We start from the raw sequence: 11,661 nt of genomic DNA on the forward strand, positions 1-11,661 counted from the left end.
ATCGCATCTCGGTACCGTCTGGCAGCGTCTCGACGTACCACCCGTATCCGTACGCCGTGCCCGAACCCGTCGGCACCGTATCCGAACTGTTCGACGCCGGTGCGGTCAGTTGCGTGGATGCGTAGCGGGAGAGCTCGGCGATGGATCCGCTCAGATAGCCGTAGCCCAATCCCGCGGAGTCGATGCCGGTGTCGATGCTGCGCGGGAAGGTGAAGAACGGTACGTGGCCGGGTGTGACGGCACCGGCAGTGTGCACTCCGGTCTCGCGGGCTACGACGTCGGCGAAGGGTTCGGCGGTGACCTTCTCGACGATGGCCTGCAGCAGTAGGTAATTGAGGCTCGAGTAGCGGAAGGGGCCGCGGTCGGCGACGGTGACGTCCAGGGTGGGGACGACGTCGAGCGCTCGCTCGGAACGTCCCCACACGTCCAGTTCGGTGACGTCGTGGGGGAGTCCGCTGGTGTGGTGGATCAGGTCGTCGATCGTGACATCGCCGGGAACGACCGAATCGACCTCGGGGAGAATCGAATTCACGGTTCCACTCGGATCGAGGCGATGTTGCGAGGCGAGTGAGTACACCGTCGCCGCCGTCACCGACTTCGATACCGAACCCCACACGAACGGCGTGCTCTCGTCGATCGGCGCCCCATCCCCGTCCACCCCGTACTCGACGTCCTCCAACACTTCGTCCTCGGCGACGACGCGGAACGCAACCCCCGGCAATCCGAGTTCCTCGGCGACAACCTGGATGTCCGACGCCATGCCGGGGTCCGGTGGGGTGGGGGAGCCCGCAGTCAGGACTGCTGCGACGGTGAGCAGGGCGTGGACGATGCGCATGGTTGGAGTGAACCAACCTCATCGAGGTCGACGCCTCGGTGAACACCCTGATTTCACACCTGAGATCAGCTGCTGCCTACCGGGTCTTTCCTGCAGGCTCCACTCCTGCAGGCTCCACTCCTGCGTGAATCAGCCCGGCGATCCAGGGCATCACGTCGGAGTAGGCCGCGAGAGCTCCGGGCAGGTGGTTCGCGCCCTCGACCGGTATGGCCGGGAGGTCGTATTCGCGGTAGGTGATGTCGGCACCCAGATCGCTCCAGCGTCGAAGCAGGGTGCGGCTCTGCTCGATCGGCACGGTGTCGTCCTCGACTGCGTGCGAGAGGTACACCGGCATGACAGGGGCGATGCGCCCGACGGTGTTGGTCTCGATGATGTCGGCCAGAACCGGGTTGCTCAGTTGATCGTCGAGGGGTCGTCCGTCGCGGGTCAGTTCGGTCGTGCGCACTGTCGCGGCGGCCGCGGGGTCGGTGGTACACCAGTTCTGTGCGGCGTCGAGTGCGGCGATTCCGTCGGAGTCGAAGAGGCTACGGATGCTGTCCGCCCGATCCGGGTAGGCGTTGATCATTCCATCGACGGCGAAGAGCACGGCGCTACCGAGACCGGTGTTGTCGAGTGTGTCGATGTTGAGCGTCGGATCTGCCGGTGGCGCACCGACATACGCTCCCCGGATGTTCAGCTCCGGGGCATAGGTGGCGGCGAGTTCGGCAGCGGCCCCCGACGCGAATCCGCCTTCCGAGTAACCGAACAACACCACGGGGGCGTCATAGTCGGCGGTTCTGGCGGCGTCGAGCAGAGCTCGGCCCGAGGCGATTCGGTTGAGGTACGTGTGTCCGCCTGGGGTGCCCAGGCCCTGGTAATCGGTTGCGACGACGCGATATCCGGCGAGCAGAAGCGGCAGGATGGCCGGCGACGAGCCGACTGTCCCGAGAACTACCGAACCGGCGCAACGGTCCGCCAGTCCGGAAGTGCCAGGCGCATAGGCGATCACCGGCCGCGGTCCGGGGCCGGTCCACGGAGCCGTGGGTGTCATCGAATAGCCGGAGACGACCATGGGGTCATCGTGGGTGTCGGTGGAGCGATAGAGAATGCGTTCGATGTCGAATCCGAGTCCGAACCCCTTGGGTGAGTTGACGGGCAGGGTTCGAAGCACCTCGCCGGGCGGCGCGGTGGCGGCCGTCGCGACCGGCGTGTCGTAGAAGTCCGTCAGAGGGCCTGCCTCGGCCGTCGGCGTCGAGAATCCGACGATCGACAGCATCGCGATTGCCGCGATCGTCGCCGTGCGCGAGAGCTTTTTCGTTTGTCGCACCCGTCGTGTCGACATCCTCGCACTCGGTAGCCCGGTCACCCCGCTGACGTTAGCCTGAGAAACAGGCCTACACAGGGTCGACAACGAAAGGATTCGGTTCGATGCCAACTCGCACTTCACGCACAGCTTGGAACGGAACGCTGGAACAGGGTTCCGGCCAGGTGGAGCTGTCCAGTTCCGGCGCAGCGACTTTCGATGTGTCGTTTCCCAAGCGCGCCGCCGAGAACGCAGACGGCACCACCAGTCCCGAGGAACTGATCGCCGCGGCTCATTCGAGCTGCTACGCGATGCAGTTGTCTGCGTTGATCGCGGAGGCGGGCGGCACCCCGCAGAGCCTCGAGGTCACCGCCGATGTCTCGCTGGGGCCCGACGAGCCGGGCTTCAAGCTGACCGGCATCAAGCTGACCGTGCGGGGCGAAGTCGAGGGTCTCGACGCTGACGGCTTCGCGAAAGCAGCTCAGGCGGCAAAAGAAACTTGTCCTGTCAGCAAGGCTCTCACCGGCGTGGACATCACGCTGGACGCGGCTCTCGAGGGCTGAACGGACAAATCGCCCGAAGTGAGACTGGCGAACAATCGTCAGGTTTGAAATAGTTCGTTTCTCGACCCATCTGCAGGGTGGATCAGCGACGAATCGTGATCAAACGTCGGGTTCGATCGGCTGACGCGTACGTTCGGGGTATGCACCGACCGGCCTAGGAAGGATCAGCCCCACCATGTTGTGGACGCGCTTCCTGGGCCTCGGTGTTCTCGCAGTCGCGGCGTACGCGATAGCCCCCGCGGGGATACCCCAGAGTGCGTTGTACGCAATCGTGCTCCTGGCCACAGTCGCTGCGTTCGTGTACCGATACCGTCGGGAACCCGGTCCGGACAAGCGGACCTGGAAGTACATGGCCGTCGGTGTCGGCTCCTGGGGCATCGGCGACGCGTTGGTGTCGATGGCGCAGGTCGGCGGCGGGCGTGTAGCGACGTTCTCCTCGTCCGACGTCTTCTACCTGATCGGCTATCTGGTGATCGCCATCGGTTTCGCCCGAGCCGCCGACGAGAATGGGCTCGTGTTCGGGGTCGAGGAGCTCCTCGAATGTCTGGTGGTTGCAGTCGGCTTCGGACTCGCCACCTGGGTCTTCGTCATCTCCGACGGTTCGTCGTGGTCGTTTTCGTCGGCGCTGGAACTGTGGCCGGCCACGGTCTACCTCACCGTCGACGCGTTTCTGCTGACGCTCGTCGGCAGTCTGTACCTGCTGACCCGGGCGACCACGGTGCCGTTCCTGGCAGCCGCGGCGGGAGTGGTGTTGCTCGTGGCTGCCGACTTCGCGTCCTATGCGGCGGTCGGCAGCCACGAGCTCTACCGTTCGACTCTCCTGAACACGCTGTGGCTGGCAGCCTACGTGTGCTTCGGGGTGATTGCCCTGCACATTCCGGAAAGAACGGTCTCGCGTGTGGACCGGTCCAGCCCGTTCAGATTCGGGCGCGTGAGATTTCTCGGACTCAGTGTCGCGGTCGCTGTGACGCCCTTCGTGATGGCCGTTCAGTTGGCCCGAGGGATACCCGTCGATCAGTGGGGTTGGGTCATCGTGGCCTCGTCGGCCTTGGTCATCGCCCTCGTCGGGTGCCGCATGGCGTGCTTCCTGACCACGCTGCGCCTACAGGCCGCAGTGCTCGAGGACGTGGCTCGCACGGACGCGGTCACGGGACTGGCCAGTCGACGGCTGCTCCGAGAGCGGTTGGACACGATGCTCGCCACGCGTGGTGAGTCGGACGTCTTCACGCTCGTGGTGGACATCGATCGCTTCGCCCAGATCAACGAGACCTTCGGGTACAGCGTGGGAGACAGTGTGCTGCGCGAGATCGGTCACCGCCTGGTCGCATCGGTGCGATCCGATGACCTGGTGGGTCGGCTCGGTGGGGATCAGTTCGTCGTCGCCATGCGTCGGCGTCCCGCCCAGATCGACGTGTCGGATACCGCTGAGCGGCTCCAATTCGCAGTCAGCAGAACAATGTTCGTGCACGACATCAACGTTGCGCTCGACGCGGTCGTCGGAATCGCGTCGACCGAGGAGCCGGACGTCAGTCGAAGCGGCATCGAGAATCCGGAGGCCGGTCCGATCGACGGTGAGGCGATGCTTCAGCGCGCCCACGTGGCGTTGACGGCCGCGAAGGCCGGCCACACTCGAGTCGGCCGCTACGAACCCGACATGGATCGCGACCGCCACGATCAGATGCGGTTGCTGGGTGAACTCGACACAGCCATTCGTGACCACCAGCTTCGAGTGTTCTTTCAGCCGTGCCTGGATCTGGAATCCGGCAGCGTGGACCGCGTCGAGGCGTTGCTGCGGTGGCAGCACCCGCGTGAGGGCCTGATCGGACCCTCGATGTTTCTGCCCGACGCCGAGCGCACCGGCATGTTGCCCGCCATCACCGCGCTCGTGCTGGACGAGGCGTTGGCGCAGTGCAGCGAATTGCGTCGACGCGGTGTCGATCTGTCTGTGTCGGTGAATCTTTCGGTGAGAAACCTACTCGACGAGACACTCACCGAGCAGGTCGCAGCAGCGCTGGCGAAATACGCGGTTCCCGCTCATGCCTTGGAATTCGAGGTCACCGAGACGACTGCGATGACCGATCCGGTGCGTTCGGTGAATGCGCTGACGTCTCTGCGTGGCCTCGGCGTCACCATCGCGATCGACGACTACGGCACCGGCTACAGCTCGCTGGCCTATCTGCAGAGTCTGCCGGTGCAGACTCTCAAGATCGACCGCTCGTTCGTGTCGAAGATGAACACCGACGACACCGACGCGTCGATCGTGCGCTCGACCATCGACCTGGCTCGAAGCCTCGGGGTGCGGGTCATGGCAGAGGGGGTCGAGGACGCGGGCACACTGGATGCGCTTCGCGAACTCGGCTGCGACGGTGCCCAGGGCTACTTCCTGGGAAGACCGATGCCCGCTGAGTTCCTGGCCGATGCCGTGGCAAAACTGGATTCGGAGATGCCGACGAAACTCGAGTGGAAGCTCGCGCGCCAACACATCTGAGCGGCTTCACGAAGAAGCAGGCACGTCCAATACGACCTCGAACTCGAGCAGCGACGCTCCGGACGACACCGGCTTCGGGGAACGGGCACCGGCATGAGCCTCCCGCGACGGTCCTGCCGACCACGCCTGGAACGACTCCTCGTTCTCCCACTGGGTGACGACGAAGTAGCGCGATTCGCCCTTGACCGGCCGCAGCAGTTGGAACCCGAGGAAGCCGGGGGAGCCGTCGACCGACCCGGCGCGCGCGGCGAATCGCTTCTCGAGTTCGGGGCCTGCGCCCTCGGGTACATCGATCGCGTTGATCTTCACAATGGCCATGCTCGCGAGATTACTCCGCCGTTATGCTCGGCGGTGATGCTCTACGACGAGGGTGGATCCGGCCGTTCGATTCTGCTGCTGCACGGGCTGATGGGCAGTGCCGCCACCTGGCATAGGCAGGTTCCGTGGCTTCGAGAATTCGGGCACGTGCACACCTACGACGCACCGGGGCATCGTCGCCCTCCGCCGCCGGAGCCCACCACCGAGTACTTCGTGGCCGACCTGCTCGAGCATCTCGACCGGCTGGGTCCCAGCGTGCTGATCGGTCATTCGATGGGCGCACTGCACGGGTGGTGTGCAGCCGCGCAGCGACCCGACCTGGTGACTGCGCTCGTGATCGAAGACATCGCCCCGGACTTTCGGGGCCGCACCGCAGACGACTGGGCCACGATGATGCGGGCCTGGCCCCAGCCCTTTCCCGACGCCGACGCAGTACTCGCATTCTTCGGAGATGTTGCGGGACAATATTTTCTGGACTCTTTCGTTCGCAGCGAAGACGGCTGGCGATTGCACGGCGAGGTGGACTTCTTCGAGTCGATCTCGCAGGAATGGGGGACGCGGCATTTCTGGGACGAGTGGGAGGCCGTCACCGCTCCGGTGTTGCTGATCGAAGGTGAGCACACCATCACCCCGGCCGGCCAGATGCAGCAGATGCACTCGGACAAGCCCGAATCGACTCACATTCGGATCGAGAAGGCGGGCCATCTGATCCACGACGAGGCTCCCGAGCGGTATCGCACGGCGGTCGAGGAGTTCCTGCGCGCACTAAGATGATCCGAATGCCGATCGCGAAGCTCAACGGAATCGACCTCAGCTACGACGTCACCGGCGACGGCCCGCTCGTGGTGTTGGTGATGGGCACCGGAAGCCCGGGACGAGTCTGGCGAACCCATCAGGTCCCGGTCCTGGTGAAGCAGGGGTACCGGGTCGTCACGTTCGACAATCGCGGAATCGCACCGTCTTCCGAGTGTGCGAGCGGGATGACACTCGACGACCTGGTCGCCGACACCGCTGCCCTCGTCGAGCACCTCGGTGGCGGCGCAGCACGCGTCGTCGGCACCTCCATGGGTGCCCGCGTTACCCAGGAATTGGCCTTGGCCAGGCCGGATCTGGTGTCGCATGCAGTGATGATGGCCACGTTCGGCAAGACCACCACCTTTCGTGCGCAGATGTCGAAGGGCGAGAAGGACCTTCACGACGCCGGGGTCGAACTACCCGCGTCGTACCGGGCTGCGATGACTGCAATGCAGAACTTCTCGCCCAAGACGCTGGCCGACGACAGCGCGATCGGTGATTGGCTGGCGATCCTCGAATACTCGGGCGGCAAGAAGCCGGCGGGCATGCGAGCGCAGATCGGACTCGAAATGCGATCGGGGACAGATCGATTGGCCGCATACCGGGCAATCAGGGCGAAATCTCTGGTGATCGGATTCGCCGACGACCGCATGATCCCCGTGCAGCAGTGCCGCGACGTCGCCGACGCGATACCTGGTGCTCGATACGTCGAAATCGCCGATACCGGTCATTTCGGCTACCTCGAACGCCCCGACGCAGTCAACGCGACTCTCGTCGAATTTCTCGCTCAGTAGCGAACTTTCGATGACGGTGTGCGGAGGAAGACCACAGAGCACGCCGCAGTCAGCGCCATCGCCGCTGCCATCGCCGAGTAGGCGAATCGAAAGTCCGTGAGCCCGGCGACGATGGTGAGCAGTGCCAACCCCATCGCGCCACCGAACTGCTTGGACGTGTTCATCAATCCCGACGCGGCCCCGGCGTCGGAGTTCGTCACCCCGCTGGTCACCGCCGTGGCCAGCGGGGTGTTGAGCAGACCGCCGCCGAGTCCGATCAGAATCGCAGGTAGCCCTACTGCCGCGAAGTAGCCCTGCGAGTTCGAGTCCGCAGCGAGGCCGAGCAGGCCGGCGGCGGCCAGGGTCGCGCCGGCAGCGGCAACCAGGTGCGAGGGGCATCTGCGCATCAGACGCGGAGTGACGCCGATGCCGACCACCACGAGAGCGGTGGTCAGCGGCAAGAACCCCACCGCCGCCTGCAATGGGGAGAGCTGCAGGCGTTGTTGCATCTGAAAGGTCAGGTACAACCAGATCGGTATCTGGAACACCGCACCGGTGAGCAGTGTCAGCAGATTTCCCGCGACCACGGTGCGATCGGCGAACAGCCGCAACGGGATCAGTGGTGCTGCCGATCGACGCAGTCGGAGTACGAATCCGATCGATCCGGCCACGGCGAGAACGGCCGTCGACAGGGACAACGCTTGCGAGTCGCCGGCTCCGAGTCGGGTGACCGCCACGGTGGACGCGCCGAGGGCCAATGCTCCGAAGGCCGCACCGATGATGTCGAGCCCGGGCCGATGCGCCTCGGTGCCCACTCGCCGAACGTCGAGGTATCGACGAGCCGATATCAGCAGGACGATGCCGATGGGCAGGTTGATCAGCAGCACCGATCGCCACGAAACGTATTCGGTCAGCGCACCGCCCACGATGTTGCCGATTCCGCCGCCGGCAACGCTCACTGCCGTCCACACCGCGACTGCACGTGTGCGCAAGGGTCCCTCGGCGTAGGTGACGGTCAGCAGAGTGAACGTCGCGGGTGAGACGACCGCTGCCGCCAGGCCTTGGACGACACGTGCGGCCACCAGCACCCATCCGGTCGGGGCCAGTCCGCCGACCACGCTGGCGGCGACGAACAGGGAAACGCCGAAGAGGAATACCCCGCGGATGCCCCGGGTGTCGGCTGCGCGGGCTCCGGCGAGCAGGGCCGCAGCGAACGCGACGGTGTAGCCGCTGGCGACCCACTGCACGTCTCGATCGTCGATGCTCAGTGCTCGGGCGATCTGGGGCAGAGCGATGTTGACGACCGAGGAGTCGAGCACCACCAGCAACTGGGCCAGGCACGCAACGGCCAGGACGCCCCACGAACGCTCCCGTGTCATGCTCGACTCCCTCGGTTGGTACAGGTGTATAGCAGTCGCTTGATACAGTTGTATCAAACAGTGGAGGGTGGGCGGGAGATGGCCGGCGAAGATCGACGAGAGCAGATTCTGGCGGCCGCAGAGCGGGTCGCGACCGTCGATGGGCTGGAGGCGCTGACGATGCGGAGCGCCGCCGCGGCAGCCGGGGTGTCGCTGCGTCTGGTTCAGTACTACTTCCACTCCAAGGCAGGGCTGCTCGACGCCGTTCTGACGCGCTTCTCCGAGCGCGGCTATGCGGACTCTCGATCCCGGATCGATGCGATCGCCGACACGTCGGCAGCTCGACGCCTGCAGATGTTCGCCCGTTCGGTGTTGCCGACAGACGACGAGGGCCGGCGCTTCCATCGGCTGGGAGTGTCGTTCGCATCCCTGGCGATACGGGAACCTGACCTGGCTCAGACCGCGTATCGCGCCAATCTTGCTGTGTTGGAATCGGTTCTGGCCGGCATGATCGGCGACGCCGCAGCGGAGAGCGGCTCGGATCGGATCGACGCCGTCGCGGAAGCTCGACTACTCATGTCCGCGTTGCACGGTTTGGCAACGATGACGATGGTCGGGCAGATCGACGAGATCGAGGCGGCCGATCTGGTGGACCGATTGCTGCTCGGCAGAACGTGGTTCGACGCAACCGTCGGAAGTCAGCCGTCCGAACCCTCACCTGCGAGGGCGAACAATCCCGACTCCGTCTGTTCGATCAAGCCGTCGGTCAGCAGTGAATCGAGAGCTCGGTCGCGTTGAGTCGGGTCGGTGGGCCAGACGATGTCGAGTTGTGCCCGCTCGACGGGGCCGGTGCTCTCGCGCAGCACCGACATGAGTTTGCCTCGAACCTGACGATCCGTGCCTGCGAACTTCTGGACCTTCTTGGCCGGGCCGGTGTGCGCGGGCCTGCCGGCCTCGATCCAGGCGCACTCCGGGAGCGGGCACAGCAGGCAAGCCGGATTCTTGGCCGTGCAGATCAGTGCCCCCAGTTCCATCAACGCCGCCGAGTAGCGGGCGGCCCGCGGGACGCTCTCCGGGAGCAGCTGCTCGACGTCGGCGAGATCCCTTGTCGTGGATGGATTTCCAGGCTCGGCGTTGCCGTGCAACGCACGCGCGACGACGCGTCGAACATTGGTGTCGACCACCGGAACTCGCTGGCCGTAGGCGAAACACGCCACTGCGCGCGCGGTGTAGGCCCCGATGCCCGGCAGGCCCAACAGTGTTTCGACGTCTCCGGGCACCTCGTCGCCGTACTCCTCGGCGAGCACGCGGGAGCACTCGTGCAATCGCAGTGCTCGACGCGGATAACCCAACTTGCCCCACGCGCGGAGCACCTCGGCCTGAGAGGACGCGGCCATCGCAGACGGGACCGGCCAACGCTGCACCCACTGCTCCCAGATGGGCGCGACCCGCACCACCGGCGTCTGCTGCAGCATGATCTCGCTCATCAGGATCTGCCATGCGCTGACGCCGGGTCGTCGCCACGGCAGATCGCGTCCGTCGGTGTCGAACCACCCGAGCAGAGCGTCGGCATCGATCGGCAACTGGTCGCCCTTCATCGTCGTGTCTGTGATCGGTCCCAACAGTAGTCAACCCGACTCGCCGGTAACTCGATCCACGTGCACAATGAGACTCATGCCTGCTTCGAATCCGATCGCTGCCTGGAAGTCCCTCAAGGAAGGCAACCAACGGTTTGTCTCCGGAGAGGTCCTGCACCCGTCGCAGGGCATCGAGGATCGTGCCCGCCTCGAGAGTGCTCAGCACCCCAGTGCCATCCTCTTCGGCTGCGCCGACTCGCGTGTTGCTGCCGAGATCATCTTCGACCAGGGCCTCGGCGACATGTTCGTCGTGCGTACCGCCGGTCACGTGGTGGACTCCGCGGTGCTCGGCTCCATCGAGTACGGCGTCGCTGTGCTGAACGCGCCGCTGATCGTGGTGCTCGGCCACGATCACTGCGGTGCAGTCAAGGCGACCGTCGACGCCCTCGAGAGTGGTGACGTGCCCGGTGGCTACATCCGCGACGTCGTCGAACGCGTCACCCCGTCGGTGCTCTCGGCCCGCCGCGACGGCTACCAGGCCGTCGACGAGTTCGAGGCACGTCACGTCGAGGAGACCGGCAATCTGCTGATGCAGCGCTCGCGGATCGTCGCCGAGAAGGTCGAAGCCGGGGAACTCGCGATCGTCGGCCTCACCTACCAGCTGTCGAAGGGTCATGCGCAGTTGCGTGAGGTCATCGGCGACATCGGCGAAATGCCCGCCTGAACCGACTCGAACCCCAACCTCTGTGAGGTCGCCGACGCGACACGCCGCGTGGGCTCAGGGATAGCGTGGCTCCGGCCGCATACGGTTGATTCGTGTTGGAACCGACCGGGCCTTTGCCTCCCGAAATCTACTGGCGACGCCGCGCTCTCGCCATCGGTGCGGCCGTTGTCGTCCTCGGACTGATCGTGTGGTTCATCGCCTCGCTCAGTGGCGGTTCCGACGACACCGAGGCTGCTCCCGCGGGCGTCGTTGCGGCTCCGGCAACAACTTCGGCCCTGCCGTCACCCAGCTCGTCTGCCACCGACGCCGATTCCGGCGGTTCGGGCGGCTCCGGCGACGGTGCGGGCGGCTCCGGTGGCTCCGGTGGCTCCGGTGGGGCGACCGACTCCGCTGCCGGTGGCGGAGCGGCGGCGAGCACCAGCGGCGCTCCGGCCCCGGTGATCTCCAACCAGTGCCCGGATCAATCGCTCGCAATCAAGGTGACGCCGGAGAAGGCTACGTACCGTCTGGGTGAAGAGCCCGTGTTCACCGTGGTCATCACCAACATCGGCTCCACCGAATGCCAGCGTGACGTCGGTGCCGGGTTGCAGCAGGCGCTCGTCTACACCCTCGACAACCAGCGCATCTGGTCCAACGTCGATTGCTTCCCCAACGCCGCCTCGGATCTGCGTACCTTCAAGCCCGGCGAGCAGGCCGGCTTCACCGTCAAGTGGTCCGGCACCAACTCGGTACCCGGCTGCGGCGAAGAGCGCATTCCCGTCGGCGTCGGTGCTTACCAGGCGATCGCGCAGCTCGGCGAGCTCAAGAGCGTGCCGGAGCCGTTCAACATCACCGGCTGAGTACGGTCGAATCTCATGACCACCTCGACCGCACTCGCCCGCTCCGCCTGCAAGACATTCGAGCCCTTCCACGTCACCGCGTACTTCAACCCTGAACTGGGTGCGGCAT

At 65.4% G+C, this 11,661-nt stretch carries 12 protein-coding genes; 7 read left to right on the plus strand and 5 right to left on the minus strand.

Going from position 1 to position 11,661, the window contains the following annotated elements:
- A partial coding sequence (locus A2J02_RS22260; RefSeq protein WP_156516341.1) for a serine hydrolase domain-containing protein occupies positions 1-835 on the minus strand: 835 nt, incomplete at its 3' end.
- A 76-nt stretch (positions 836-911) separates the two neighbouring features.
- Positions 912-2,141: a lipase family protein gene (locus tag A2J02_RS22265; protein ID WP_231893965.1), complete on the minus strand. Its 1,230-nt coding sequence runs from the start codon at positions 2,139-2,141 to the stop codon at positions 912-914.
- A gap of 101 nt (positions 2,142-2,242) precedes the next feature.
- Between A2J02_RS22265 and A2J02_RS22270 the strand changes: the two genes are divergently transcribed.
- On the plus strand, positions 2,243-2,680 hold the full coding sequence (locus A2J02_RS22270; protein ID WP_068053702.1) for an OsmC family protein: 438 nt from the start codon (positions 2,243-2,245) through the stop codon (positions 2,678-2,680).
- Positions 2,681-2,855: 175 nt separating this feature from the next.
- Entirely contained in the window at positions 2,856-5,168 is a 2,313-nt protein-coding gene (locus tag A2J02_RS22275; protein WP_068053711.1) for a putative bifunctional diguanylate cyclase/phosphodiesterase, read from the plus strand.
- 6 nt (positions 5,169-5,174) lie between these two features.
- Here A2J02_RS22275 and A2J02_RS22280 read toward each other — a convergent pair whose 3' ends face one another.
- Entirely contained in the window at positions 5,175-5,486 is a 312-nt protein-coding gene (locus A2J02_RS22280) for an antibiotic biosynthesis monooxygenase family protein (RefSeq protein WP_068053714.1), read from the minus strand.
- A gap of 36 nt (positions 5,487-5,522) precedes the next feature.
- On the opposite strand from A2J02_RS22280, the gene A2J02_RS22285 reads away from it, so the two are divergent.
- Positions 5,523-6,260, plus strand: coding sequence for an alpha/beta fold hydrolase (locus tag A2J02_RS22285; protein ID WP_068053719.1), 738 nt, complete (start codon positions 5,523-5,525; stop codon positions 6,258-6,260).
- 5 nt (positions 6,261-6,265) lie between these two features.
- Positions 6,266-7,075 carry an alpha/beta fold hydrolase gene (locus tag A2J02_RS22290; protein WP_068053734.1) on the plus strand — a complete coding sequence of 270 codons (810 nt, stop codon included), beginning with the start codon at positions 6,266-6,268 and terminating at the stop codon, positions 7,073-7,075.
- Here the strand turns inward: A2J02_RS22290 and A2J02_RS22295 are convergent.
- Entirely contained in the window at positions 7,069-8,433 is a 1,365-nt protein-coding gene (locus A2J02_RS22295; RefSeq protein ID WP_068053721.1) for an MFS transporter, read from the minus strand. The two genes, A2J02_RS22290 and A2J02_RS22295, sit on opposite strands and share 7 nt — an antisense overlap.
- Before the next feature lie 78 nt (positions 8,434-8,511).
- Between A2J02_RS22295 and A2J02_RS22300 the strand changes: the two genes are divergently transcribed.
- On the plus strand, positions 8,512-9,210 hold the full coding sequence (locus A2J02_RS22300; protein WP_068053724.1) for a TetR/AcrR family transcriptional regulator: 699 nt from the start codon (positions 8,512-8,514) through the stop codon (positions 9,208-9,210).
- Here A2J02_RS22300 and A2J02_RS22305 read toward each other — a convergent pair.
- Positions 9,111-10,010 (minus strand): A/G-specific adenine glycosylase, encoded by a 900-nt coding sequence (locus A2J02_RS22305; protein ID WP_197478107.1) that lies wholly within the window; start codon positions 10,008-10,010, stop codon positions 9,111-9,113. The two genes, A2J02_RS22300 and A2J02_RS22305, sit on opposite strands and share 100 nt — an antisense overlap.
- A gap of 76 nt (positions 10,011-10,086) precedes the next feature.
- Here A2J02_RS22305 and A2J02_RS22310 point away from each other — a divergent pair, with 76 nt between their 5' ends.
- On the plus strand, positions 10,087-10,713 hold the full coding sequence (locus A2J02_RS22310; protein WP_068053727.1) for a carbonic anhydrase: 627 nt from the start codon (positions 10,087-10,089) through the stop codon (positions 10,711-10,713).
- Positions 10,714-10,805: 92 nt separating this feature from the next.
- Positions 10,806-11,552 (plus strand): hypothetical protein, encoded by a 747-nt coding sequence (locus tag A2J02_RS22315; RefSeq protein WP_068053728.1) that lies wholly within the window; start codon positions 10,806-10,808, stop codon positions 11,550-11,552.
- Positions 11,553-11,661: the final 109 nt, after the last annotated feature.

It is taken from the genome of Rhodococcus sp. EPR-147, assembly GCF_001647185.1.
GTDB lineage: Bacteria > Actinomycetota > Actinomycetes > Mycobacteriales > Mycobacteriaceae > Rhodococcoides.